This window comes from Mycobacterium sp. 050272, from assembly GCF_039023525.1.
Taxonomy (GTDB): Bacteria; Actinomycetota; Actinomycetes; order Mycobacteriales; family Mycobacteriaceae; genus Mycobacterium.
In genome coordinates this window covers 392089-417113 of the sequence record NZ_JBCHKV010000003.1, presented here as the reverse complement: position 1 = coordinate 417113, position 25025 = coordinate 392089, and the positions used below count along the sequence as shown (strand labels likewise).

Genomic DNA, 25025 nt, shown 5'->3' with positions numbered 1-25025 from the left:
GTCTAACCCCCGCCTGCTTGCTCGTTGAGATCGGGAATCGGCGCCACGGCACCACCTCCCGAGACGGCGTCGCGCGCCACCAGCGCAGCGTCACGACCGATCGCGGGCCCCGGCGCGAAGGTGCGCACGATCGGCCACGGCGCTTGCACCGCCAGCTTTGGATCCAGCCCCAGCGCCTGCAATGTGGCGTGGTCGGATTGGATGCCGTACCGAACACCCTGCGGTGAAATCCAATACAAACTCTCGCGGCTGTCGGCCGTCGCGACACCGCTGGTTGTCGTCACGAAGTTCGCCGCACCCGGTAGCATCAAGGTCTGTTGTGCCTCAGCAGAATTGGGGTCTCGATCGTCGCGAACGAGGCTAACCACCCGGGAATCCATACCGATCGAAACCGGCATTCCGCGGCCACTGAAGATCGTGATCCGGGCCTGCGGGTCGCCCGATTGCTTCTCCCAGCCCACACACGTCGCCGGATTTGCGGATGTATCAACAAAATCCAGCTTCTCAGAGGGGTAGTAGTCGACATCGAGCACGTCGACCACCGGGATCTGAATCAGCTTGTCGGGAGCGACCAGGGTGGGTGTCGTCGACCCTTCCGAATCCGCGGTCCGCAACAGGTCGGCGACGAAGCTGGTGATCTTCTGGACGCCGTCGGGCAGCAGCACATAGAAGCCATTGACGGTGCCGCTTGCGTCGCGGGTTTCCAGGACCCTGCCCACAATGGAACCGGGCAGCCATCGCGACGGCGTGCCGCGGCCCGGAATAACCGGCAGCACAATGGGTTCCGTTGACGGCATCGCGTCGAACAGGGCGTTAGAGATTTCGATCGGGTATGTCACACCAGGATCGAGACCGAGGTTAAATGTCACCGACCGGTCCGCCGGATCGATGCGGGACCGCTGCCCGTGCCAGATCACGTACGTTGCACCCTTGTGCGTTGCCAGGATGGCCTGCTTCGGGCGCATCGGCTCCGACCGGCCGATGGGGGAGAGCTGCCCGGCGATGGCGGTCACCACTGGCGCGGTTCCGCTGCCGCGGGCGGCTGCGGCGTCACAGACCGACCATGCCGATTCAGCGCTCGACGTGATCGGCAAGCTGTCGGGCGCCCCGGGAATGCCGATGATCGGGCCCGTCGGGTACTTGGCGATCTCGCTGGCTCTGACCCACGTCGGGGCGCCGGCACTGCCGACCGCCAGCCGGGCCGAGGTCAAGTTGAGCGCGGGGTAGAGCCGGCCGTTGATCTTCGCGTAGACCGCACCGGTGTCGCGGTCGCCGATGATCGACGCCTGGCCGACCAGCCCCGAAGGCTTCATGACATGAAGCAGCGCCATCCACCCGACACCGATCAGAACGAGCACGATCGACAGCGCCACGGCCGCTTGCTGTTTGCGGTCGTCGTGCTTCATCCGGACCGAGAACCGGGTGATCGCGGCGCGCAGCCGCCGGTTGTAGAACAGGTGCCCCGAATTCTGATCCCGGTTGGACAGATTAAGTGGCACGGTCATTCTCCTTCAGGCGGTCGATGCAGGACCGCTGCATCGACACCGACATCAATGCAGTTCGCCGCCGTACCTGGCCCGATTCTCGGCTTCGGCCTCCTCGCGCATCGCCTTGATCGCGAGGTTCAACCTGTCCGCCAATTCTGCGTGACCGTAACCGGCCATCACGCCAGGATGCAGCGACAACTCGACCAACCTGCCGTCGGAGTTCGTCACGGCGCGAATATCCCCCAAGTCCACGCTGTACGTGACCGTCTCAGCTTGCGCGACAAGGGCTTCCCACTTGTCGGCTGCCTCGCTCAGCTCACGCAGAACCGCTTCGACGAGATCCTTGTCGCTCAGATTCGTGCGACCGCCCGACCCCGCCACCATGTCAGTATCATCGAGCCCTCCAACCAGCGTCAATTCACAATCTGACGAGTGCCTCGGCGGACGCGAATGAAGGAGCGTCCGTCAATCCTCGCAGTGGCGTTCGTAATCCCAGCGCTCCAGCCAGGCGGAGAGGTGGTGTACTCCAACGCTGATCACGATCAGGACGATGCCTTCAACGACCATCAGAAGTTCGTTCACAGCCAGTCCATCGCTCGGGCTGTCGCCGCTTGCTCGAAGTAGCTCATCGTCCGTGGCGGATAGTGGCGGCGTGGCTCATGCTCGACACTGACGCCCAGGACCAGTCGTTGCCAGAGTGTGGTGAACCAGGGACGCGGGCCGGCGACGGCAGCGGCCGTGGCGAACATGACCTGGCGTTCCGTGTTCAGGACGGAATCCGGGGTAGCGCTGCGCCGCGTTTGGGTGGGTGCAGTGGTATCACGATGCGGCGCCGCTGCTTTCGGGATGGCTAGCATTTCGATCACCTGAGCGGGGTTTGCGGCCGGTGGGTCCGGCCGTCAATCGAAATCTATGGAGTCACCGGCGTTGAGCGCATGCGTAGTCGGCTACCTGTCTTCCTCTTGCCACGACGTACCCGCGCGACAGCGGCGACGCGCGGGGGTCAGGACTCGGCGCTCCACTGGCTGGCCGGGGGTTCATCGAGCTTCTGGAACCATGCCAGGTGATAGTTCGCCGAGGTCATGTCGCCGGCGACGCTGCTTTCGGTGGCAGCCAACAGCAGACAGTTGAGCAACAGTGCGGGCACGACGTCCGGGTACTGGCTCAGCAGCTGGTAGCGGGCGGTGTCGAGATGTACCCGCAGCAGATCGGCTTCCTCTTCCACGACACCGGTTCCCGAGGTGGCGGCTTTCGCCAAGGTGTGAACCAACCGGGGAAGTCCGTCGCGCCAGTGCGTGACTCGACCCAGCTCCCATCCCAGATCTTCGACGGGCGGCAGTTCGCGCGACTGCACCGAAGATTCCGTCGGCGGAAAGTCCGTCGCCCGGCCGACGCGATCGCCGGGGGTGTAGGTCGCGGTCCGGGTCGCCTCACCGAGCAGCGCGGCAGCTTTGCCCCGGTGGCGGCCGGGTGCGAGCAGCCGCACGCCCACCGGCAGCGCGATGCCCGGCGGAATCCAACCGTGCGCGAGGTCGGTGGCCAGCAGCGTGGTGCCGTCTACCAGATCGCCGACTGCCCAGTTCAGCCCCGGCTCTTGGCGGACCACGAAGGCGAGCAGCCGGTGCAATCGTTCCGCATCGGATTCGGCGGCGACGGGAGCCGCAGATGCTGGCGCGGGCTGGGGCTCGGGCTCGGCCGCCGGCTCCGGCTCGCTGACAAACTCCGGCTCCGGTTCTGGTTCCGGCTGGCTGACGACCTCAGGCTCCGGCGCGGGTTCAGGCTCGGCGACGGCCTCGAGTTCCGGCTCGGGTTCGCTGACGACCTCAGGCTCCGGTTCCGGCTCGGGTGCGGATTCATGCTCGGCGACGGCAGGTTCTGCCGGCGGCACCAACTTCTCCAGTAGCGCGGTCTCGGATTCCGCGTCGACTGCCGCCGCCGAGACTTCCCGCCACAGCGGAACCGCGACATCCACCGTGGGCTCCTGGGACGGAGCTCGATGCCGGCCACCCGAAGCGTCGTCGTCGTCATCGGCGGAAACCTCGGTCAGCGGTTCCTCAACAGGTACCGCGGGCTCGGCGGGGATGACCGGTATGACCTGCGTCTGATCGAGCGTCCGGGGCCTGATTTCGGGCTGCGTCACCGGCACCACCGGGATGACTGCGGTTTCGGCGGTCGCCGAGACGCCGACATCGGGTTCGGCCGCCGGCACCGCCGGGATGACTTGCGTCTTTTCCAGTTCGGCCGTACTGAAACGTCGCGCGACCTGCGCGGTTTGACGTCGCGCGCGCGTCTGCGCCTTCATCAACTCCAGCTGGCGAATCGTCGATTCGACGCGTCGCACGGCGCGGGCACGCGCTTCGTCGATAACGCGGGCTTCTGCCGCCTGCCGGCCCACATCGGTGAGTCCCGCCCGCTTGACCATCCCCAACTGCTTGTTGGCGCTCGCGGTGATCCGCTGCAGATCTTTCTCGAGATACTCTGCGAGAGTGGCGGTTTCGTCCGTCGCCGTCGACAGTTCGGCAGGCCAAAGCCCACCGATCACCCACGGGGTGCAATCGACAGGAGAGCTGAAGGCCGGCATCGACAATGATTCCCGGGTAGCTCTCCGGAGGCGCTGGCGCGCCGTCTTTCGACCGAAGATCGCCACCGGGTCAGACTACCGACATATGCCCAACGCTCTTTACCAAAGGTGAATTGTGCGGGTGTGAGGGGCTCGGTAGCGTATGGCCATGGTTGATTCTGCGCTGCAGCAGCAACTCGATGAGGTGCGCACCCTGCTCGCCCGCGCCCGAGAGTTGTTTGGCGCCAACCCCATCGAGCCACCGACCGATATCGCTCCCGATCCCGACGCCGCCAAAACCTGGCTGATCTGAACGCGGACGGTCAGTCGGCGCCGTCGCGGCGGCGCAGCTTGTGCGCCAACAGCTTCTCGATCGCCGCATCGAGATCGTTCGGGGTCGGGACCTCCGCGGACGGGGTGTGCCCGGCCGCCACGATCTCGTGACGAACCTCCAGCAACGCCTTCAGCCAGGACACATCCGCGGTCAACAGGATGCCCTGCGCCAACGTCGCAGCGTCGGTATCCATCGCCTCTTCGCTCAGCGCAACGCTGTGCATGTACCCGCCGCGGCACGAGCGGACCAGAATGTGCCCACTCGGGTGAACGGTGTCGAACGCGGGATTGGCGTCGGTCATCGACCGCCGTCGACGATGCGGCCGAGCTCAGCGGCCGCATCTTGTTCATGCTGATCCCAGGTCCGGGCCGTCACAGCCAGATTGTGCGCCATCTCGGCGTGATCGTCGGCCTGTTGCTCATAGCACTGGCGTCGCAGTTCGAGCAGTTCACGTCCGGCGTCGCGAAGCTCACCGAAGATGGGCCCGAGCGAGTCCAGGCTCTCCTGGATGGCGGCGTGCGACGACGGCACAGTGCGTAAGTAGTCGGAGGTCTCTTGGTGATGCGCAGCCGCTTCACGTAAGTGCGCCGGCACCACATGGATTCGATCTGCCATCCGCTTTCTCCTGTTTCTGCGCCGCCGGCCGGTCCGGCGAGTTCACTATTATCCTGTGGTCGGCGAGGCCGCCGGCCGGGTCGGTGTCGGTGCGTCGGTCCTGGCTGGCGACGTCGCTGTCGCGGCCGGCGGATGCTCCCAGCCTAGAAAGCTCGGGCCGCTTACGGTGGCGATGTGCTGAATCTGGCCATCGAGGAGGGCCTTGGTGTGGCCGAGGGCCAGCGCATGGCGATCGGTGAAAATTCCGACATCTCCGGGAACGACCTGCACCGGATCGATTGGATTGGCGACCGCAGTTCCGGGTGCGGGAATGGTGATGCCCTGCTGATGGAATGCCTCCGGGATCGACGCACCGCCCACCGCAGCCTCGATGGCCGCCGCCAGCCGCGGGCTGGCCGCCGTGACCGTGTCACCGTCGGGCAGGGTCACCGTCGTCGGGCCCGCGCCCGGTGATTCGGGGGTCGACACATCCTCACCGTGCTCATCGTCTGTGCGTTCATCAGCCTCGTCCGATTGGTGATCCGCCGAGTCCGCGTCGGGGTCTTCGTCCAGGCCCGCCGCGGCCCGATCGGATTCGCTGCCCTCCTGACGCCAGGGCAGCGGCATCCCGCCCGGCGTCCCCCAACCACCCATCGAACCTGGCCCCGGCGCCGAGCCGAGTCCCAGATTGGGAATGCCCGGCGTCGCCGACGGCATCGCAGGCGCCGGCGAACTCTCGGCCGTCCCTGGCCCCGACTCCCCGGTCAACAGGCCAGGGTCATCGGCCAGCAGCGAATCCAGTAGCGGATCATCTCCGGCGTCGACAGGATCGGCTGCCCGTGCCGGCGAGGCAACCGAAGCCGGCCGGGTTTCACCTGCACCGCTCGGCACGCTCTTCGAGGCGTCGTAGAGCGAGGTCCACGCCGCCATCAGTGCTGACTTCGACGTGTCGTCGAGGCTGGCGGTCAGCACCACCGCGCGGATATCCCTGAGCTTGCCGATCAGGAAACGCTGAAAGTCACGTGCGCCCGCTGGGGTGTCCAAGTCCGATCGGGTTTGCACCGCGGCCTCGGTCTCGCGTTGCAAGGCACTCAGCGCTTCAGCTCCTTCGACCGTCTTCAGGTGGGCGTTCATGATGGCCGAGATCACTTGCAAATCCAGTTGGGAGCTGGCCGAATTCTGGTGTGCCAGAGCGGCTTCAGCGCCCGCGATGGCTTCGGCGGCGGCTCCCTCAGTCCGCTGCGGCGCTGCCGCGGGCGGTGCCGCAGTGGACCCGAACAGGCCCGGATGCTGTCGGCGGATCTTGGCCAGAATCGTGTCGAGTTGTTCTGGTCGTTTGGTGGGGGTAATCACCGCGCTCAGCTCCGTTGGGGTCAACCCCGCCTGCCACGCGTTCGGATCGCCGGTGCGGTCGCGCACGACTCGGACCGTGCCAAGCAGTTCGTCATACGTCGACATCGCCTAGCCGGACGACGCTGCGGCCCAACGCGGGCGGTGTCGCGTCCCCTCCATGCCGGGTGACAGTACTGAGGCCCTGAGCTGTCGACAATTCACCGCGATGCGGCTGTGTATGAACGGCCGGGGGCTATCCTGTGGGTACGCCGTATTCTCCCCGCAGGCGTTGCAGTACAGCAGTTTTCGCCCGATCAAGCTCGCGCGCGTCCGCCACCACAGCCGCGATCTCACGTTGCTTGGCGACCAGGAACTTCTGAAACTCCCTCGCCCCCATGGGCGTGTCAATGCCCAGGCTCCGCTGCTGCGGAACGGCACGCTCGATCTCGTCGCTGATCGCATCCAGCCGCCTGATGCTCTCCCGCATCGCATCGTGCGCGCTGGCAAGCACGTCCACCAGCGCACGGTCTGCCTCGGCGACCGAGTCGTGCCGGGTTGCCATCGCCGACTGCCGCGCCTGAATGGCGGTTAGCGAAGGGCCAGTTTGTTCCGACATAGGCTCAACCTAATCTCATATCGGCCGACGAATCGCGACGTACTCACCCAACCGGCTGATCCGAACCGAGGCACCTGAATAGGGAGCCTCGACGACGAGATTGTTCCCGATCGCCATCTGCACGTGCCCGGTGTGCGGGAAGACGAGATCCCCGGGCCTGACTTGCGAACGCGGCACCGGGATTCCGTCGTTGATCTGCTGATACGTGGTGCGGTCCAGATGAATTCCCGCCCGCGCGTATGCCCACTGCACCAGTCCCGAACAGTCAAACTGATCAGGTCCGGTCGCGCCCCACACATACGGGCGGCCCAGTCGAGATAGCGCCGCGCGCACCGCAATTCCGGCACGGCTGCTCGGCGAAGGCAGCCGCAGTCCGCGGTGGTGCAGCATTCGGTAGCGCAGTGCCCGCAAGGCCGCCGAATGCCGTCGGGCGCGTAGCCGGGCGGTCAACACGTGTGCCCGCTGGGCGCGAAGGCGTGCGGCTCGACGACGAATTGCGTCCCGCTGGGCCATCGGCGCCATCGGGGTGACGGCGGCGTCTGCGCGGGCCTCGTCGAGGATGTTCTTGGTCAGCTCCCGGGCTTCGGCCCGGTCGCGGTGGGCGGCGGCGATGACGCCCGCGGCTGCGGCGTCGGTGCGCGCCGCCGCGAGCCGCACTTCGTGGCCCCGATTCGCCCGAGCTCGGTAATTATCTTGTCCCACAAGAGTTTTCACTAGCGATGTCGGCACCATGTGGGAAGGCGCAACCAGCTCCGGCTGTCGGGTGCTGCCCGCGAACAACTGGTGGGCCCGGCTCAACGCCTCGATATCGCTTCCGGTCATCGGTCCCCCTCGCCGTTGCCCTGATCAACGCTGTCGTCGCTTGTCGATCGCACCGCGTCGGCGAAAGCACGGACGCGGGGGAGTACCCCCGCCGGTATCACCCCGCGGTTGCGGATGTCCCACATCTCGTCACTGCTCACCCCGAGCAGCGCTGCGATGATCGCGTCCGGCAGCGACGACTGCGCACAAGCCTGGTCGAACCGCGCGCTCAAACTGGTCGGCATCCGCCTGAGCAGCGCGCTGCGCGTTTCCTCGAGCGCTCGAAGATGCTCCATCAGCCGGTCGGTCGAGTCCGCGCCGGCGTTCACCGCCACCCGCCAGGAGCTGGCGGCGAGCATCTCGGCCTTCACGCACTGCGCGATCACAGAGAGAATATACGTCTCATATTCGTTTGATGTCGTCGCCGGCAGCCGATCGATGACGGATTTGAGCGCATCGAGCTGGGCTTCGGCATATCCTTCCAGCACTTCGGTGTCGCTGTGGCGGTCGACAACCACCGTCCCGGCCCGCGGCGGCGACATCGTGTCGGGGGGCTGCGCGGCGATCAACCGGGCTAACTCGGCATCGGGATCGGCGGCCACCAACAGCCGTGAGTAGGTGCCTGGCGGCAGACCCAGACCATTCTCGACCTTCTGAACAGTGCTTTTATGGGCCTTGCGGGCGCCGCGCTCCAGGTAGCTCAATCCCATGATGCTCACGCCGGTCGCGGCCGCCAGCTCCGCTAGGGACCAGTCACGCGACTCACGCAATGCCCGGATGGCCGCACCTGCCGATTCACGGCTCACCCGCTGGCTCCGGCCATAGGCCGGATATTACACAGCCGGTGCGCTATCTCTATGTATATACGCTTTTATCACGTTTCTCTTGCGCCGATGGGTCTGGTGTGTATACGCTTTCGTATACGTTTCACCCCTTAGCCGAGGAGACTGACATGGGCCACCCCTGCGCAACCGATCCGGAACTGTGGTTCGGCTACCCCGATGACGACAGCGGTGACGGCGCGGCCAAGGCGCGTGCCTACGAGCGATCCGCCACCGAAGCCCGCATTCAATGTCTGCGGCGCTGCCCGTTGGCACAGCAGCGTCGGTGCGCGCAGTACGCCATCGCACACCGCGAGGAGTACGGCGTGTGGGCGGGCGTCAAGCTTCCCGGCGGCCAGTACTTGCCGTCCACGGCTGCCCCGGCATTGCTGGCCTGGTTCGGCGCGGCATCGGAATAACCGAACGCGATGCCGTTGACATTGCCCAACCCGACCGCATGGACGATGGGCGGGTTGGCGTTGCTGATGACCGCACCCACGCCGGCGGAAGCATCACCGATACCGATGTTGATGTTGTCGCCAGCCGGCGTGCAAGTGACCTGCCCAGTGACGTTTTGCTTCTGGCCGTCCACGATGACCTGGGGGCCGGCCGGTGCCGCCGCCGAACTCGATGCGCCGGTGCTGGACTTGTTGCTCGAACAGCCGACACAGCTTGCGACCACCATGGCCACGCCGGCCGCGCCGATCACGATCTCACGTTTCACCGACCACTCCCTCGTGTTGCTGGTGCCGCTAACCACGTTCGCCTCTGACAACACGTAGGGACCATACCGGGCGTCGCGGGTCCGTACGCAAGATGCCGGACCGGCTAGTACCCAATACCGAGCAGGTCGAAACCCGGTACTCGTCAGGGCAGAATGCGGATTCCCCACTTGCCCAAAAGCGGCTGCACCAAGGTGAAGTATGTGGTGTTGTCGTCACCATCCGGTGAGGACATCAAGATACCCACCGCACTCACGGTCCCGTCGTCGTTCTTCACGTAACCGGGACTGCCGCTGTCGCCACCCAGGCTGTACACGCTGGCTTCGACCACATCGCCGTCGATCTGGGTGATGGTTCCACAGGTCTCTCCGGTGACCGCACCCAACTTGCAAAACGGTGCACCCAGCTTAAGTTGGTTGCTGCTCAACACATCTCGAATAGTCAGTCCGCCGACACCGCCGGTCGGCACACCCACAGCCGGGTTGAGGCGGATGATGGCGGCGTCGCGCTTGTCGCCTTCTTTCTCGCTGACGGTGATCGCCCCGAGCGGGATACTCGGGCCGTAGGTCCATACCGAGCCGTCGTGCGCGTCGCAGTGGCCGCTGGTCAGCAAGTAGTAGCTGCCGTCATTGCCTTGCGCGGCGAAACCTGCTGTGCACCTGCTGCTTTCATCCTCGAGCTGCACACCCGGCATCGGCGGCTCCTCGGCCGCGGCCGTATTCGCGAACACCGTCGCCGCCATCATCATGGCAGCGAACAAACCCAACCCCCGCAACCGCGCTGTACCCACGCCGCTCTCCTTTGTCGGGCCAGGATGCTACCAGCCGGATACGGCTTGTTCCTGGTCAGAGAGCGGCGACGACACCGCTGGGCAAAGCCGCGACGTTATCCGACGTCGACGTGGCGGGACAGGAAATCCAGAACAGCTCCGGCGAAAACGTCGTTGCGATCGCCGGCGACCATGTGCCCGGCACCGTGCACGTCGGTGAACTCGACCTCAGGAAAGCGCGCGAGAAATTCGTCGGCCCGCTCCTGGCTGACCAGATCGCTGACCTGGCCGCGAACCAGCAGCATGGGCACGCCACTGCTCAGGATCGCCTCGACGGCGGCGTGCATGCGATCGGCGTCAGTGACCTCGAAGGGCGGGAAAGCCGCAGTGCCACTGATGAATTGGGGATCCCAATGCCAATACCAACGATCCCCACGACGGCGCAGGTTGGTGGTCAGCCCCTCGAGGTCCGTCGGCCTCGGCCGGTGCGGGTTGTATTCGGCGATCGCATCGGCGACTTCTTCCAATGAGGCGAACCCGGATTCCACCCGGTCGGACATGAAGTTGTGGATGCGATTCGCCCCGGATTGCTCCATGTTGGGAACGATGTCGACGAGTACGACGGCACTGGCGATGCCGGGCGAGATCTCGCCGGCCAGCAGCATCGAGGTGAAGCCGCCGAGGGAGGCGCCCACCAATACGGGTTTGGGCGGCAGCCCCCGCAGCACCTCTTGGACGTCGGCGGCAAAGCTGACGACGCGGTAGTCGCCTTCGCTGGACCAGTCGGACTCGCCATGACCTCGCAAATCGATCGTGACCGCCTGCCAGCCACGCTTGGCGACCGCGGCAGCCGCACGACCCCAGGAGCGCCGGGTCTGCCCTCCACCGTGCAAGAAAACTACGGCCCGCGAAAGTGGGTCGCCCTGGCGATCGGCGACGATGCGAACGCCACCTATCCCTGAGGTGGAGAACTGTTCAGGCGCCGTCGTCATCAGGAGATCGTAAGACGGCCCCGATCAGTCGTGGCCGGCTGGGGAATCGTGTTCGCCGCGAAAGAACTTGGCGACCCGCTGTGCGATCCGTCCCAACGGGCTTCCCGTTCGCTGCGCATCCTTGATGCGATCGTGCGTCTGCTTGCCTTCCCGGGCGTAATCGTCGACTGATTCGTCGCCTTCTTCAGCGCGCATGGGTGTCCTCCGTTTCTCAATGAGCCGAGTTTCTGCCGGTACCGGCGGATCCGACATGTTCACTGCCCGAGCCGGAATAAGTTGCCTACCCGCCAGGCGGGTGTATCAAAACGGTGCGCGCTTGGGTGAAATCCTTCGGCGATAACCCGTAGTTGTTGACCGTGGCATCGCGCGGATGCCGCAGTCGCGGATCGACGTTCAGGACACCTGTTCCTTGTGAGCCTTGACCGGCGCGGTGCTCGGCGGCAGTTTGAGCAGGTTGCCGCGCACGCTGCCCCGGGCGGTGCGGATCGCCACCAACAACCAGGTGAAGAGCAGGCCGCCGTAGCCGATGGCGGCCGCCACCTTGAAGGCCGGCAGGTGTGTGTGAGCCGCAAGCTGCGACGTCCCGGTCACGAAAGTGCCGACCGGGAAGGTCAGGCTCCACCACGTCAGGGCGAACGGCATTCCGCGTCGCAGGGTACGCACGGTGAGCGAGGTGGCCAGCGCGATCCACAACACCGCGAAGCCCCACACCGGAACCCCGTACAGAATCGCGAACGCATTCAGGTCCTCGGCGACGTCGTGCTCGACGGCCAACCCGGCGACACCCCCGAGAAGCCCTGCCGCCGTGATGGATTGGCCAAGCGGACCCAACACGATCCACAGCGTCGGCACCCGCGCGGTGCCCGAGGTGCCGTACAGGACCAGCCGGCTCCAGATCATCGCAATGATGTTCAGCGAGGCCAGCAGCGACAGCCCGAACATCGCATAGCAGAAATAGAGCATGGTTTGACGTCCGGTGCCCGCAGCCATGTGCGGCAGCAACAGCGCCCCCATCGCCGCGGTCACCATCGGCGGGACCACGGGCATCAGCCAGCCACCGAACGCCGCATCCGGTTCGACATCGTGCTGGGTGAACATCAGAAACGGGATGGTGACCGCGGTGAACAGACCGCCGAGGGTCCCCGCGGTCCACAGCACCCAGTCCAGGTCGACGGCGACGCGTTCGCCGATCAGGTCTCTGCCGACCACCATCGCTCCCCCGCCGACGGTCATCAGCGCCATGGGCGCGGCCCCGTAGAAGTGGGCCATCTGCGGATTGCGGGCGTGGCCGCGCGCCACCGTGGGGTGACGCAGCCAGTGACCACCCACCACGACGATCAACGCCACCAGCAGTACCGCGGCAATGACCCACACCGCCTCCGCGAAAGCGCGCAAACCCACGACGTGAAACGGCAGCGTGGCACCGCCGATAGCCACGATCCCCGTTCCCATTACCGAGGCAAACCAATTGGGACCGATATTGCCGAGCACCTCGACCCGGGCATGCGACGACGGCGGGTGGTCAGAGGTTGCACTCGTCATAGCTGACAGACCCTACTTCCCCAGGATGAGGCGATGTTGCGCTTACACTCCATCGGGTGATGTATTCCGTGCAAACGAGGCACACCGTGAACAAGGCTCCAATCTTGATCGGAATCATCGTCATGCTGGTCATCGGTGTACTCGCGCTGCCCACCAAGCAACGGTGCGGGGCGCCAGGCCTGACCTGTGCCACCACTTTGGACAAACATGGCTACGTTCACTATTACTACGAAGTAGAACCGGTCGGCGTGTACCTGGCAGAAATGGTGACCGGGTCCAATATCCGGGTGTTCTACCGTTCCGGCGAGGACCTCGAAAAGGTTCGCTAGCCTTGTGCTGCAACAGCTTTCGCTATCCGTGGCAAACCTGCAACGCGTACGCCATCGGTTCGCCGCCGCGCGCGTCGAGCTGCGACGAAACCGTGAGCGTTGGGCTCACGAAGTCCTTCTGAATACCGAATTTCGTTAGATTCAGTGTCATTTCGACGGTGTCGGGTGCCGTCCTTCTGGCGTGCGTGCCAAGATCCGTCCGGATGTCGGCACCGTCGGATCGGGTGTTGCTGATCGCTAAGTCGTCGCTGCCCGGTCGCTGGGTCAGCACGGCGAACGGAGTGCCGTTGTTGGCGAGGCGGTAGGTCAATTGATAGCTCGGCGCCTCCGGCAGTGGTTGGGCAAAGTGCACCACGAGTTGCAGAACGTCGGCACGGGGATGACTCACGCCGACCGAGTCCACGACGAGCGCGGGTGGCGGTCTGGTCACCGACTGCATCTGGCACACAAGTCGGTCCGGCAGATGCGACCAATCGTCCCGCGAAGGCCGCACCCAGTTGTAAAAGCCGACGATCACGACGGACACCAGCAAAGTCAGGGGTAGCACCGTCCGAAGACCTGGTGGGATTTTCTGCCAGCTCTGTCTCAGGCCGCGTTCCGGTGCCGCAGCATCGACCTTGCCCGCGCGTGGGTCTCCGTCCGGTGACGAGTCGGCATCGATCTCGTCGGCCATATTTTCCTCCTGAGACGGTTACGGACCCCCTGAGCTCGGCGCATCTTAGCCAAAACATGCTGGTAGCGCGAAGATCGCCATCGGCGATTTGGGCGTTTCGCCAGCGTGAGAAGGACCACAGTGAGCCGCTGGGCGCGATCAAAATTGGGGGCTTCACAGCAAGCTACCGCATACTTGACCTCATGCTTTCGCCTCATCACCGCAAACCGCTGACGCGGTATTCAGTGGTGTCCGGGTGAAGGGTCAAGGTTTCTGATGGCACGCTCCGGCGGAGCACATCGCCGCCATCGGGCGGTTCGCCAACCGTCACCTCTGCGCAGAGGGGTGACGCGGGCGTTCATGACGCTGGTGTCCACCGCGGCGGTGCTGATGACCGGCGCCGGCTACTACGTGGCGCACGGGGCGTTGGGTGGCATCACCGTTTCACAAGCGCTGAGTCCCGACGATCCGCGATCCAGCGGCGACAACATGAACATCCTGCTGATCGGTCTGGACTCGCGAAAAGACCAGGACGGCAACGACCTTCCCAATTCGATCCTCAAGCAGCTGCACGCGGGCGATTCAGATGATGGCGGCTACAACACCAACACGCTGATCCTCGTGCACGTCAGCTCCGACAACAAGGTGGTCGCGTTCTCGATCCCCCGCGACGACTGGGTGCCGTTCAACGGCGTGCCCGGGTACAACCACATCAAGATCAAGGAGGCGTACGGCCTCACCAAGCAGTACGTCGCTCAAAAGCTGGCTAACCAGGGGGTGAGCAGCCAGAAGGAGCTGGAGACCAAGGGTCGCGAAGCCGCCCGGGCAGCGACATTGCGCGCGGTACGTAACCTGACCGGGGTTCCGATCGACTACTTCGCCGAGGTCAACCTGGCCGGCTTCTACGATCTGGCGCAAAGCTTGGGCGGCGTGAACGTCTGCCTCAACCATGCCGTCTACGACTCCTACTCCGGCGCAGACTTCCCCGCCGGGCCGCAACGGCTGGATGCCTCCGAGGCGCTGGCCTTCGTCCGGCAACGTCATGGCCTGGACAACGGCGACCTGGACCGTACCCACCGCCAGCAGGCCTTCATCTTGTCGGTCATGCGAGAGCTACAGGATTCCGGCACCTTCACCAACCTGGACAAAATGAAGAGCCTGATGGCCGTGGCCCGCAAAGACGTCGTGCTGTCGGCGGGCTGGGACGAGGACATGTTCCGCCGCATCGGCGAAATCGCCGGCAGCGCAGCGGCGAACCAGGTGGTGTTCCGGACGCTGCCGGTGGTCCGATACGACAACATCGGCGGCCAGGACGTGAACATCGTCGACCCGGTGGCGATCAAGGCCGAGGTCGCCTCGGCGATCGGCGGCGACATCCCGACAAGCTCGTCCCCGACGACGGCCGCCAAACCCAATCCGTCGACCGTCGTCGACGTGGTCAACGCAAGCAGCACAAGCGGTCTCGCCAGCCAGGTGTCCCGCACACTGAAGAAGTACGGCTACACCGCGGGCACGGTCCGCGACCGCAACTGGTTCGATCCGAGCAAGACATCCATCCAGTACGGCGCCGGCGCCCAGGCCGATGCGCAGAACCTGGCGAACCTGCTCAGCCTGGATGCCCCCAAGCAGCCCGACGCCGGCGTCGAACCCGGACACGTCCGGGTGATCGTCGATGCCAGCTTCACGATGCCGACGCCGGACGAATCGATGGACGATTCGTACTCGTCGTCCTCGTCGTCGTCCACCACGACGTCGAGCAAGAGCAGCTGGAATTACGGTTACGGCACCAGTACCTATCCGACCCCCGATCAGGGCAAGCCGATCGACGGTGGCGGCGTGCCGTGCGTTAACTAGCGGCGGTCCCCGGCACGTTCAGGCGTGCGTGCCGCCGTCCATCCGAATCTCGGTGCCCGTGATCCAGGCTCCGTCGTCGGAGACCAGCATCGCGATCACGCCGGCCACCGCCTCGGGTCCGGCCATTCCCGCGCCGCTGGATTCCGTCGTGGTCGGCAGGATCGGCATCAGCCGGGGAAACAGCGACCAATCAGCGTCTTTCGGGATGTATCCGCCGGTGGCATCGGTGATTCCGGACTTGATGCTGCCCGGCGCGACGCACGCGGCACGCAGACCGTCCTTGGCATACTCCAGCGCCAAGGCATGGGTGAAGGCCTGGATGCCCCCCTTGCTCGCGGCGTAGGCCGCCATATAGGGGTGCGCGAACGACGCCGATGTCGAGCTGAAGTTCACGATCGCGCTGCGCGAGTTCGCCAGTAGTGCCGGCAGTGCTTCGCGGACCACGAGGAAGGTGCCGGTCAGGTTGACGGTGATGATCTGGTTCCACTGGTCGAGGGTGGTCTGGTGGGTGTGCCAGGCCCGCAGGATGCCCGCCGCGTTGACCAGCGAATCCAGCCCGCCGAGCTTCTCGACCGCCCAGCAGACGCCGTCGATGACCGAGTCCTCGCTGCCGACGTCGATCGGCACGGTGGTGAGCCGCCGCGCTGTGCCTGCCTGCTCGGCGCCGGCTTGAGTATTGCTCAGACCGTCGGCCGAAATGTCGGCGGCTACCACGTCGGCGCCCTCGCTGAGCAACCGCAACGCGGTGGCCTGGCCGATCCCCGATGCGGCGCCTGTCACCAGGATGCGTTTGCCCTCGAGTCTGTTCATCTGCTTCTCCTAGACCACTCCGCGCAGCGCATCCTCGCCGAACATCTGCACCATCATCGAGGAGTAGTCCGGGCCGCGCCGCAGGATGTGGCCGCCGTCGACGTTGATGCACTGTCCGGTGATCCAGTTCGCCGCGTCGCTGAGCAAGAACAGCGCCAGGTTGGCGACGTCGGAGACCTCACCCACCCGGGGCAGCGGTGTGCACAACGCGTAGTCGCCGCTGATCTCCGGGGACTGAATGACGCTGGCATCAACGAGATCCGTGCGGATCAAGCCCGGGCGGACGCTGTTGACCCGCACCCAGGACGGCCCGAGTTCGTCGGCGGCCAACATCATCATGTGGTCGATCGCCGACTTGGTGACGCCGTAGGGTCCGAACCATCGGTGGGTGTTGCTGGCCGCGATCGACGAGATTCCGACGAACGAGCCGCCGCCGCCACGCACCAATTCACGACACACGTGCTTGAGCACGTACATGGTCCCATTGACGTTGAGGTCGACGGTGTTTCGCCAAGCCTCCGAGTCGGTGTGGGTGATCGGCCCGATGGTCAGCGAGCCGCCCGCGCAGTGCACCGCGCCGTTGAGCCGGCCGTGCCAAGCCGTCGCCGCGTCGACTGCACGGGTCACCTCCTCCTCGTTGGTGACGTCGGCGGGCTCGTAGCGGATCGCACCGCCTTTGCCGGAGCTGTCGGCCAGCGCCTGAACCTCCTCGACGGCGCCCGCCAACCGGTCGGCATTGCGGCCGACGATCATGACGGAAGCGCCGGCCGCGGCCAGCCCGGCGGCCACGCCTTTACCGATTCCACTGCCGCCGCCGGTGATTACATACGTCCGGTCTTCGAAAGATAACTGCACGAGGGCCCTCTCAAACTGGAACAGGTTCTAGCTATAGAAGCATGCAGCACCCGTGGCGAATATCGCTACCCCGGGTCTCGTTAGGCGCAACGTTGATGTGCCCAACCGACTGTCGCCCCGGCTGGGGGCGGCGGCTACTACGGCTGATCGCGGCGAGCGAGCTTCGTCGGCTTCGCGTTACGCCAGTCCTCGACGTGCGGCGGCTGGCCGACCGGCCACCTGTTCTCGTTGAACGCGGCCCAGTGCGCGTGGCCCAGCAGGTGGACGTGGAACGCGTGCCGCAGCGCCTCGGTATAGCCCATCGCGTCGGAGGCGGCGTTGACCGAATCCTTGATCAGCAGCGACGCCATCGTGGGCCGCTCCGCGATACGCCGCGCGAATTCCAGTGTCTTGTCCGCCAATTCGTCGACCGGGAAGACCTTGGAGACCATACCCAGTCGGTGCGCTTCATCGGCGTCGATCGAATCACCAGTCAGCAGCAGCTCTTTGGCCTTACGCGGTCCGAATTCCCAAGGATGGGCATAATATTCGACACCCGGCATGCCGAGCCGTACGGCAACCACGTCGCTGAACTTCGCGTTGTCGGCCGCGACGATCAGATCGCACGCCCAAATCAGCATCAGGCCCGCCGAGATCGCGTTGCCCTGCACCTGGGCGATGGTGATCTTGCGCAAATCGCGCCAGCGGCAAGTGTTTTCGAAGAAATAGTGCCATTCCTGGTGGTACAGCTTCTCCATGATCGGCTCGAGGGTGGCCCCGCGTGACCGGAAGCTGGGGTGCTGCCCGGGCCCGGGTGCACGCTCGGCCAGCGCCTGCTCGGAACCCAAGTCGTGGCCGGCGGAGAAGTTTCTGCCGCGCGCCGCCAGAATCACCACGCGCACGGTGTCATCGGCCTCCGCGCGGCCGAAGGCCTCGTCGAGCTGGACCAACAGGCCGCGACTCTGCGCGTTGTGGGCCTCGGGCCGGTTAAGCCAGATCCGCGCGATGCGGCCCTCGTCGAGGGTCTCGTAGGCCACCAGCTCGTCCGCGCCGGAGTTGGCCGCAGCGGCGTCGGCTTGCTCGGAGACTGTCATTGCGCCACCTCGTTCGTCGTTGAATGCGCTTGTTTACACATTACGGCGAGTGTGTAAGCAACTCCGCGTCGGGTTGGTCGGCACCGGTCGAGCTGCGGCCAGCCGAGCTACGGTCGATCGAGTGCGGCCGCCAAAAGGGCGGCGGCGGACTTGAGCAAGCCCAGCGACCGGGCCAGCTCAGCATTCTCTTCCTTCAGTTGATCTAGTTCGGTGGCCTCGTCGGTGGCCACGGTGCCCTCGCTGCGGCGGGTCCGCTCGTGCACCGTCTCGGTCAGCGTGTTGCCGAGCGTGTCGGTGACCGCCCGGATCGCCATCCGCTCCATGTCATGGCGCCCGTGCACCGCCGCGACCGCACGCGTCTCCTCGAGGCGCCCGGCCCCGTTGACCGCAACCGGCGGCGGCACCGCTCGCAATTGCTGCCGCGCCATCTGTCCGGCGCCAGGCTCTGCTCCCGAGGCCACCGCATGGGGCTGCTCCAACAGCTGGTGCAGCTCGGCTTCGTGCTGTTCGATCTGCGATTCCCGTTCGGCGAGCCGCGCTTCGTGCTGCTCGAACTCGACCTCCTGCTGGCGAAGCTCGGACTCCCACTGGTTGAGCTCGGCTTCCCGGCGGCGAAGCTCAGACTCCCGCTGGGCGAGCTGCGCCTCATGCTGCGCGACTTCGGCCTCGTGCTGGGCGAATTGCGCCTCGCGCTGCGCGACCTGGGCTTCCCGATAGCGAAGCTGGGCAACCTGCTGGGGAAGCGGCGTGGCCCGGTGGGCGAGCTGGGCCTCCTGGTGGCGAACTTGTTCTCCGTGCTTGCGGATTTCGACTTCTTTCCGGCGGATTTCGGATTCGTGCTCGTGCAGCATGGCTTCCCGCTGGGCCAGCTCGGCTTCCCGCTTCTTGAGCCCCCCATCGCGGTTGCGCAGCTCGGCGTTGCGGTGACGAAGCTCGGCGTCCTCTTCGATGTGACGGATCAGCTCTTGCTCAACCAGGTCGATGAACAGGTCGACTTCTTGCTCGCTGTAGCCTCGTTTCCCAATACGCGCCCTGGAGAACGCGACATTGTGAACATCGGCCGGCGTGAGAGCCATTGTTCTTCTCCCGAAGTCTTAGATGTCAACGCAACGCCAAAATTCGGCGCACTGCGGCTTAGGATAATGCCTTTGTCGCGATGACATCCTGGTTTGCCTTTGAACAACTGGACATCAGTCAGTAGACAGACAGGTGCGGCCCTGCGCACGCTACCGCGAATCGAGCGCCCGGCACTACCCGCGGGTCGCGTCTTTCCACGTCGCGACCGTGATCGTGCTGGCGCCAGCCCACCTCGAGGCGTTACCCGACCGTCGATTGGGACCAGCGTGGATCCCACCGGATACCCGGTGCGTGAGCCGCAGCGAACGTTCGCCAGGACGCGCCGCGGAATCGTCACCCGCAACCCGCCGAATGCGATCTTCGGATTTAACTCCAGCACTTTGCCTTGCCCTCCGGCGCGGCGCGTGACCGCATCTCACCCCGACGAAGATTCGGCATTTGTTAACGATTCCAGTTCTTTGCATGAACAAATGGCCGCGTACGGGTTTCCGCCTGGTGCGCAGTTCGAGCAAATACGGTCCCGCGGGCGACCCGGTTCCCTCACCGCCCCGGACTCCTGCGGGCCGATCTCGGCGTCGCATAGAGTTGTCCTATGCCTACGAAATCTGACCCTGGCGAAATCGGCGATGTCGAGCCGCTGGCCGACAGCACCGCTAACCAGGCCAGGCGGGTGGTCGCCGCGTACGCGAACGACGCTGACGAGTGCCGCGTTTTCTTGTCCATGCTCGGTATTGGACCGGCGAAACTCGACGCATAAATGGCTCCCCGGCCAAGCCAGCGCGCGACGACTGCACAGTTCGGGAATTCCGACTTTGTGGTCGTCGCTAATCGGCTGCCGGTCGATTTGGAACGGCTTCCTGACGGCACCACAAGTTGGAAACGCAGCCCCGGCGGCCTAGTCACGGCCTTGGAGCCGCTGCTGCGCAAGCGCAGCGGGGCGTGGGTCGGTTGGCCCGGAGTCGTCGACGACGAAGTCGACGTCGATGACGAGCCGGTAGCGCAAGACGAGCTACAGCTGCACCCAGTACGTCTCTCTTCTGACGACGTCGCACAGTACTACGAGGGGTTCTCCAACGCGACGCTGTGGCCGCTGTACCACGACGTCATCGTCAAGCCGATCTACCACCGCGAATGGTGGGACCGCTATGTCGAGGTCAACGAGCGCTTCGCCGAAGCCACCTCCCGCGCCGCCGCAAAGGGGGCGACGGTGTGGGTTCAGGACTACCAATTGCAGCTGGTCCCCAAGATGCTGCGCACCCTGCGCCCGGATCTGACCATCGGCTTCTTCCTGCACATCCCGTTCCCGCCGGTCGAGCTGTTCATGCAGATGCCGTGGCGCACCGAGATCATCGAGGGCTTGCTGGGTGCCGACCTGGTCGGATTTCATCTGGTCGGTGGCGCACAGAATTTCCTGTTCCTGTCCCGGCAACTGGTCGGTGCCAACACCTCGCGCGGTGCCGTCGGGGTGCGGTCCCGGTTCGGCGAGGTGCAGCTGGAATCCCGGATCGTCCGAGTGGGCGCCTTCCCCATCTCCATCGACTCCGGCGCTCTTGACCAGGTAGCCCGGCACCGCGATATCCGGCGCCACGCCAAGGAGATTCGCGCGGAGTTGGGCAACCCGCGCAAGATCCTGCTCGGGGTCGACCGGCTCGACTACACCAAGGGCATCGACGTCCGGCTGAAGGCCTTTTCCGAGTTGCTCGCCGAGGGACGTATCAAGCGTGACGACACGGTGCTGGTCCAGCTGGCCACACCGAGTCGCGAACGCGTGGAGAGCTACCAGATTCTGCGCAACGACATCGAACGCCAAGTCGGCCACATCAACGGCGAATACGCCGAAGTCGGGCATCCGGTGGTGCATTACATCCATCGCTCGGTTCCCCGTGACGAGCTCATCGCGTTCTTCGTGGCCAGCGACGTCATGCTGGTCACTCCGCTGCGAGACGGCATGAACCTGGTCGCCAAGGAGTACGTCGCCTGCCGCAGTGACCTCGGCGGTGCGCTGGTTCTGTCCGAATTCACCGGCGCTGCAGCTGAATTGCGACAGGCTTATCTGGTCAACCCACACGACCTCGAGGGCGTCAAGGACGTGATCGAGGCGGCGCTGAACCAGCCGGCCGACGAGGGCCGCCGGCGGATGCGATCGTTGCGGCGCCAGGTGCTCGCTCATGACGTGGACCGTTGGGCACGATCATTTCTCGATGCGCTCGCCGAGGCGCATCCCCCGAATACGAAATAGCGCCGGACCCATGGTGTTGGCGCCGAAACGCTGTTTTACTCGATGCAGCGTATTGGGAAAGCCGGAAGGGAGGGCACTGTGAAGATGCGTCGCGCGCTGGCCGCAGGAGCCGGCGTCTTCTCAGCAGTGGCAGTCGGAATCGCGCTGGAATCCGGTAACCCGGCACACGCGCTCGGCCCACCGGCGGACGGCAAGTACAGCTACAACGAGGCCGGCGTATCGGGGGTTACCTGGACCATCACGGCCATCTGCGATCAGCCCTCCGGAACCCGGAATATGAACGACTATTCCGACCCGATCATTTTCGCGATGCAATGCGCGCTGAACGTAGTGAGCGCCACTGACGAGAAGATCAGCGCTGCCGACAAACTGCAGAACTTCAGCGGCCGGGCCCGGATGTCCAGCATGCTGTGGACATTCGGCGTCGACAAGGCAGACGGGGTGTCCTGTCCGGGCGGCGGCACCGCGCCCTCCACCGAAACCTGGGCCTTCAGCGACGAATCGATGAGCGGCACCCATACCACGATGCACGGTGCCGTCTGCGGTATGGAACCGTCGATGAAAAAGACACCGTTCTCGCTGCAGATGACCGGGCCGCCGCCCAGCCCAATCCAGCGTTACCCCATGCACTGCAACGAATTTGCCATGTGCTTCTGAGCGGATCGGCTTAGATCGGCGTGATGTAGTTGATCAGCCATTTATTGCCGATCCTCTTGAAGTCCACCCGCAGCCGGCTGCCGTCGTAAAGCGGCTGCCGTGTCTTGTCGGTCACGGTGCGGTTCATATACACCATCACTGAAGCCGAATCGCGCTTCGCCGACATGACGCCAACGCCAACAACATTGGCTTGGACGACCACCTCGCGCTTCTTGGCCTCGGGAATGATCTGCGCGTTGGCACTCTTCTGGAATTCCTGGCGATAGTCGGGCGTCAGCATCGGATACGCCTCGGCGAGACTGCGTTCGACGGTCTGGTAGTCATAAGCGAAGACTGCGGGCACCTCTTTGGCGGCCAGCTGCGGTAACACCGCTCGCGCCGCCTGCTCGCCACGGATCTCCACCCGTTCCCAGTAGAACCAGCCGGCCGCGGCGGACAACCCGACCACGCCCACTACCGCGAGGTATCCCGCGGTGGCGATCAGCCAACGCCGCCAACGCATCAGTTGCCCCCGTCGGGGTACTTCAGGTCGTAACCCGTCATGTGCCCCTGCTCGTCCTCGTGCACGACGACTCGCAGTCGGTAGGGCATGGATGGCTTGTGCACGCCGTCGATGTCGGCCACCGTAACCCGGACCGACACCAGCACCGAGGCGTTATCTGTAACTGTGTCAATACCTTCCAGAGCCGCGCCGTTGATCACTGCCTCCGACGTCGCGTTGGTGGAACGGAAAAGCGCCTTGAGGTTTTCGATGTTGTTGTTGGCGCCCAGCATGCCGCGCAGCGGTCCGCTGGTGCCGTTGTAGAAACGGTTCACGCTGTCGTCGATGTTGTCCTGCTTGTAACTGAACATGTTTTGCACCGTCTGCGTGGCGGTGTCGACGAAACGCTGATCACGGGCCTGCGCGGCTTCGGCGTGACGCTGCGAAATAACCAGGGCGGTCAGGCCTGCGGCCAGCCCGCCAAGCGCCAACAATGCGGCCGCGAACGAAATCCAGCCAACCATGCGACCATTCGGCCGCCGCCGCGGTGGCGGCTTGAGCGTCTTGAGGGTCTTGGCGCGTTTAACCGGTTGCTTTTTCGGTGCGGCGGGAGCCTCGAGCGCAACCTCGGTCGCGGTGCTCGACTCGCTCTTCGCCGGACCAGCCGCGCGCGATGCCCGGCGACGAGTACGCGTTGGCGCCGTGGATTGTTCGCCACTGGTTGCAGAGGCCACTTACATCGGCCTTGGATCAAGCATGAGGTCCACCCAATTCTCGGCGCTGGACGTGTTCGCGCCGGCCGCGAAGATACCAGTGCCCCCTGCCGGGTCCCTGAACGCGCCGGTGGACTCGTCATAGGTGGTGTACGCGGGGCCGCCGGCCTGCGACGGCAGACTCGGCGCAACCGGCGGACCCATAGCCTGCGGGGGTGCTGGAGGCGGCAGCCACTTCGGATACGGGAGCAGCGGCGGCACCGGGGGGACGCCGGGCGGCATCCACGACGGGTTGCCCGGCGGCGGCGGCCTGTCGTTAGGCGGCGGGGGATCGAAAGCGGGCTGGTGGTTGGGCAGCGGCCCCGGCCCCGGCACCACACCCGGCGGGGGTGGACCGACGATGGGAGTACCCGGGTCGGGCTCCGCTTCCGGCGGAATGTAAGGGAACTTGTTGGGCGGCAACGTGTTCAGCCCATTTGTCTGCGGCGTGTTGTACGGCACCGGCGGACCACGCCACGGGTTACGCCCAACCGGCACGTAGCCCTTCGGGTCGCGACACAGCTGGATCGTCGGGGCGCGCTTGCCGGGGAACTCCTGGCAGGGATAGTTGCGCGCGCCACGCACGGTGCTGGGGTCGTTCTGAGCGACCTTGCAGTACATATCCCTTGGGAGTTCGCGCACCGTCTCGTCGGCAGGCGTGCGCATCATCGGCGGCGGCAAGAACCCGACAGCGCACGGCGGCGGGTCGTTGAGGTCGAGCTTGAAGTCCAGCTTGCCACCCTCGTCGAGGGGTGGGCCGCCCGCCATCGTGATGATCGCGGCGAACAGCGCCGGCAGCACCACCAACAGCTGCTCGATCGACTTGTGATAGATCACGCCGACCCGTCCCAGGTTCGCGAGGCTGGCGGCCAGCGCCGGGAAACTGGGGCGGATGCCGGAGAATGCGGTGCTCGCCTCGTCGGCGGCGCCCGGCGCGGTGGCCAACGTCGAACGAAGCGCAGGATCGGCCCGTTGCACCTCGGAAGTGAACCGCGCCAACCCATCTGCCAGCGACTTGATGTCGGCGCCGGCGCGGATCTGGGATTGCAGGAACGGACCCGCCTGATCGATCAGCTGTGAGACTTGCGGATAGTCGGCGTTGGCCTCGTCCACCAGCAACCGGGCCGATTCAAGCAACCGGGCCAGCTCTGGACCCGAACCGTTGGCTGCCTGGAACGTCTCGTGCAGCAGCTCTTTTAGCCGGGTGTCACTCAGGCTGTTGACCAGCGTCTCGGCCCGCTTCAACAGATCGGCGACGTCCTGGCCGATCCGGGTGTTCGCCCGATCGATGCGAGAACCGTTGTGCAACTTGCTCGATGCCGGATCCTTCGGTGGCACCAGGTCGATGTACTGCTCACCGACGGCGGACACGCTCTTCACCGTGGCAATGACATTCGACGGAATGGGAGTGCCGCTGTTCAGCCGCATCTCGGCGGTCACGCCGCTTGGGTTCAGTACCACCGAGTCCACCCTGCCGACGGCGACGCCGCGATAGGTGACGTTGGCATTCTTGTACAGACCGCCGCCGGCAACGAAGTCGGCATTGGCCACATAGGTCCCGATGCCGAACGTCGCGGGCAAGCGCAGGTAGAAGATCGCCATGATGGTCAGCGTGACCGCGGTGATCACCGCGAATACCCAGAGCTGAATCCTGGTGAGTTTGTCAATCATTGTGC

The 25025-nt window shown here is 65.2% G+C and carries 29 protein-coding genes and 3 pseudogenes; 8 read left to right on the top strand and 24 right to left on the bottom strand.

Annotated elements, in window-relative coordinates; all coding sequences use genetic code 11:
* Positions 1-2: 2 nt before the first annotated feature.
* The 5 genes and pseudogenes from eccB to AAHS21_RS09735 form a co-directional block, all read right to left on the bottom strand.
* Entirely contained in the window at positions 3-1499 is a 1497-nt protein-coding gene (eccB, locus tag AAHS21_RS09755) for a type VII secretion protein EccB (RefSeq protein ID WP_342927455.1), read from the bottom strand.
* Between the two features lie 51 nt (positions 1500-1550).
* Positions 1551-1871 carry a DUF2710 family protein gene (locus tag AAHS21_RS09750; RefSeq protein WP_342927454.1) on the bottom strand — a complete coding sequence of 107 codons (321 nt, stop codon included), beginning with the start codon at positions 1869-1871 and terminating at the stop codon, positions 1551-1553.
* A gap of 194 nt (positions 1872-2065) precedes the next feature.
* Positions 2066-2344, bottom strand: coding sequence for a hypothetical protein (locus AAHS21_RS09745; RefSeq protein ID WP_342927453.1), 279 nt, complete (start codon positions 2342-2344; stop codon positions 2066-2068).
* Positions 2345-2490: 146 nt separating this feature from the next.
* Positions 2491-3789 carry a DUF5631 domain-containing protein gene (locus AAHS21_RS09740; RefSeq protein WP_342927514.1) on the bottom strand — a complete coding sequence of 433 codons (1299 nt, stop codon included), beginning with the start codon at positions 3787-3789 and terminating at the stop codon, positions 2491-2493.
* Positions 3790-3795: 6 nt separating this feature from the next.
* A pseudogene (locus AAHS21_RS09735) lies at positions 3796-4134 on the bottom strand (hypothetical protein); the annotation flags it as partial.
* A gap of 82 nt (positions 4135-4216) precedes the next feature.
* On the opposite strand from AAHS21_RS09735, the gene AAHS21_RS09730 reads away from it, so the two are divergent.
* Entirely contained in the window at positions 4217-4360 is a 144-nt protein-coding gene (locus tag AAHS21_RS09730; protein WP_342927452.1) for a hypothetical protein, read from the top strand.
* Positions 4361-4370: 10 nt separating this feature from the next.
* Here the strand turns inward: AAHS21_RS09730 and AAHS21_RS09725 are convergent, their stop codons facing one another.
* From AAHS21_RS09725 to AAHS21_RS09700, 6 genes are all read right to left on the bottom strand, one after another.
* Positions 4371-4682: a DUF2694 family protein gene (locus AAHS21_RS09725; protein WP_085222150.1), complete on the bottom strand. Its 312-nt coding sequence runs from the start codon at positions 4680-4682 to the stop codon at positions 4371-4373.
* The gene (locus AAHS21_RS09720) at positions 4679-4996 is read right to left on the bottom strand and encodes an ESX-1 secretion-associated protein (protein WP_342927451.1); all 318 of its coding nucleotides are present in this window, start codon (positions 4994-4996) and stop codon (positions 4679-4681) included. Before AAHS21_RS09720 ends, AAHS21_RS09725 begins: the two co-directional genes overlap by 4 nt.
* Before the next feature lie 48 nt (positions 4997-5044).
* On the bottom strand, positions 5045-6433 hold the full coding sequence (locus AAHS21_RS09715; protein WP_342927450.1) for a DUF4226 domain-containing protein: 1389 nt from the start codon (positions 6431-6433) through the stop codon (positions 5045-5047).
* Between the two features lie 127 nt (positions 6434-6560).
* Complete coding sequence (locus AAHS21_RS09710) at positions 6561-6923, bottom strand: DUF4226 domain-containing protein (RefSeq protein ID WP_342927449.1); 363 nt, start codon at positions 6921-6923, stop codon at positions 6561-6563.
* A gap of 15 nt (positions 6924-6938) precedes the next feature.
* Positions 6939-7745: a C40 family peptidase gene (locus AAHS21_RS09705; protein ID WP_342927448.1), complete on the bottom strand. Its 807-nt coding sequence runs from the start codon at positions 7743-7745 to the stop codon at positions 6939-6941.
* On the bottom strand, positions 7742-8530 hold the full coding sequence (locus AAHS21_RS09700) for a helix-turn-helix transcriptional regulator (RefSeq protein ID WP_342927447.1): 789 nt from the start codon (positions 8528-8530) through the stop codon (positions 7742-7744). The genes AAHS21_RS09705 and AAHS21_RS09700 overlap by 4 nt, the downstream gene beginning before the upstream one ends.
* A gap of 146 nt (positions 8531-8676) precedes the next feature.
* Between AAHS21_RS09700 and AAHS21_RS09695 the strand changes: the two are divergent.
* Positions 8677-8907, top strand: a pseudogene (locus tag AAHS21_RS09695) (WhiB family transcriptional regulator); the annotation flags it as partial.
* A 56-nt stretch (positions 8908-8963) separates the two neighbouring features.
* On the opposite strand, the pseudogene AAHS21_RS09690 reads toward AAHS21_RS09695, so the two are convergent.
* The 5 genes and pseudogenes from AAHS21_RS09690 to AAHS21_RS09670 all read right to left on the bottom strand — a co-directional run.
* Positions 8964-9230 (bottom strand): annotated as a pseudogene (locus AAHS21_RS09690) (lipoprotein LpqH); the annotation flags it as partial.
* A 182-nt stretch (positions 9231-9412) separates the two neighbouring features.
* Positions 9413-10057 carry a S1 family peptidase gene (locus AAHS21_RS09685; protein WP_342927446.1) on the bottom strand — a complete coding sequence of 215 codons (645 nt, stop codon included), beginning with the start codon at positions 10055-10057 and terminating at the stop codon, positions 9413-9415.
* A 95-nt stretch (positions 10058-10152) separates the two neighbouring features.
* Entirely contained in the window at positions 10153-11028 is an 876-nt protein-coding gene (locus AAHS21_RS09680; protein ID WP_342927445.1) for an alpha/beta hydrolase, read from the bottom strand.
* Between the two features lie 24 nt (positions 11029-11052).
* A complete protein-coding gene (locus tag AAHS21_RS09675; RefSeq protein ID WP_342927444.1) occupies positions 11053-11223 on the bottom strand; it encodes a hypothetical protein in 171 nt (56 codons plus the stop codon).
* Positions 11224-11421: 198 nt separating this feature from the next.
* On the bottom strand, positions 11422-12570 hold the full coding sequence (locus AAHS21_RS09670) for a TDT family transporter (RefSeq protein ID WP_342927443.1): 1149 nt from the start codon (positions 12568-12570) through the stop codon (positions 11422-11424).
* Between the two features lie 86 nt (positions 12571-12656).
* On the opposite strand from AAHS21_RS09670, the gene AAHS21_RS09665 reads away from it, so the two are divergent.
* Positions 12657-12899, top strand: a complete 243-nt coding sequence (locus tag AAHS21_RS09665) for a hypothetical protein (RefSeq protein WP_342927442.1) — start codon at positions 12657-12659, stop codon at positions 12897-12899.
* Between the two features lie 22 nt (positions 12900-12921).
* Here AAHS21_RS09665 and AAHS21_RS09660 read toward each other — a convergent pair whose 3' ends face one another.
* The gene (locus AAHS21_RS09660) at positions 12922-13572 is read right to left on the bottom strand and encodes a DUF2510 domain-containing protein (RefSeq protein WP_342927441.1); all 651 of its coding nucleotides are present in this window, start codon (positions 13570-13572) and stop codon (positions 12922-12924) included.
* A gap of 255 nt (positions 13573-13827) precedes the next feature.
* On the opposite strand from AAHS21_RS09660, the gene AAHS21_RS09655 reads away from it, so the two are divergent.
* Entirely contained in the window at positions 13828-15405 is a 1578-nt protein-coding gene (locus AAHS21_RS09655; RefSeq protein WP_342927440.1) for an LCP family protein, read from the top strand.
* A gap of 18 nt (positions 15406-15423) precedes the next feature.
* On the opposite strand, the gene AAHS21_RS09650 is transcribed toward AAHS21_RS09655, so the two are convergent.
* From AAHS21_RS09650 to AAHS21_RS09635, 4 genes are all read right to left on the bottom strand, one after another.
* On the bottom strand, positions 15424-16215 hold the full coding sequence (locus AAHS21_RS09650) for an SDR family oxidoreductase (RefSeq protein WP_342927439.1): 792 nt from the start codon (positions 16213-16215) through the stop codon (positions 15424-15426).
* A 9-nt stretch (positions 16216-16224) separates the two neighbouring features.
* A complete protein-coding gene (locus AAHS21_RS09645) occupies positions 16225-17070 on the bottom strand; it encodes an SDR family oxidoreductase (RefSeq protein WP_342927438.1) in 846 nt (281 codons plus the stop codon).
* Between the two features lie 137 nt (positions 17071-17207).
* On the bottom strand, positions 17208-18143 hold the full coding sequence (locus tag AAHS21_RS09640; RefSeq protein ID WP_342927437.1) for an enoyl-CoA hydratase: 936 nt from the start codon (positions 18141-18143) through the stop codon (positions 17208-17210).
* A 107-nt stretch (positions 18144-18250) separates the two neighbouring features.
* A complete protein-coding gene (locus AAHS21_RS09635; protein ID WP_342927436.1) occupies positions 18251-18604 on the bottom strand; it encodes a hypothetical protein in 354 nt (117 codons plus the stop codon).
* 3 nt (positions 18605-18607) lie between these two features.
* On the opposite strand from AAHS21_RS09635, the gene AAHS21_RS09630 reads away from it, so the two are divergent.
* The 4 genes from AAHS21_RS09630 to AAHS21_RS09615 all read left to right on the top strand — a co-directional run bounded on the left by AAHS21_RS09630 (position 18608) and on the right by AAHS21_RS09615 (position 22116).
* Positions 18608-19303, top strand: a complete 696-nt coding sequence (locus AAHS21_RS09630) for a hypothetical protein (protein WP_342927435.1) — start codon at positions 18608-18610, stop codon at positions 19301-19303.
* A gap of 509 nt (positions 19304-19812) precedes the next feature.
* On the top strand, positions 19813-19977 hold the full coding sequence (locus AAHS21_RS09625; RefSeq protein WP_090607062.1) for a hypothetical protein: 165 nt from the start codon (positions 19813-19815) through the stop codon (positions 19975-19977).
* Entirely contained in the window at positions 19978-21459 is a 1482-nt protein-coding gene (locus tag AAHS21_RS09620) for a trehalose-6-phosphate synthase (RefSeq protein WP_342927434.1), read from the top strand.
* Positions 21460-21537: 78 nt separating this feature from the next.
* Positions 21538-22116 carry a hypothetical protein gene (locus AAHS21_RS09615; RefSeq protein WP_342927433.1) on the top strand — a complete coding sequence of 193 codons (579 nt, stop codon included), beginning with the start codon at positions 21538-21540 and terminating at the stop codon, positions 22114-22116.
* 10 nt (positions 22117-22126) lie between these two features.
* Here AAHS21_RS09615 and AAHS21_RS09610 read toward each other — a convergent pair whose 3' ends face one another.
* The 3 genes from AAHS21_RS09610 to AAHS21_RS09600 are packed head-to-tail and all read right to left on the bottom strand — an operon-like array spanning position 22127 to position 25020.
* The gene (locus AAHS21_RS09610; protein WP_096290248.1) at positions 22127-22618 is read right to left on the bottom strand and encodes a mammalian cell entry protein; all 492 of its coding nucleotides are present in this window, start codon (positions 22616-22618) and stop codon (positions 22127-22129) included.
* A complete protein-coding gene (locus AAHS21_RS09605; protein WP_342927432.1) occupies positions 22618-23331 on the bottom strand; it encodes a mammalian cell entry protein in 714 nt (237 codons plus the stop codon). The genes AAHS21_RS09610 and AAHS21_RS09605 overlap by 1 nt, the downstream gene beginning before the upstream one ends.
* Entirely contained in the window at positions 23332-25020 is a 1689-nt protein-coding gene (locus AAHS21_RS09600) for a virulence factor Mce family protein (protein ID WP_342927431.1), read from the bottom strand. It lies immediately after the preceding gene.
* Positions 25021-25025 lie beyond the last annotated feature (5 nt).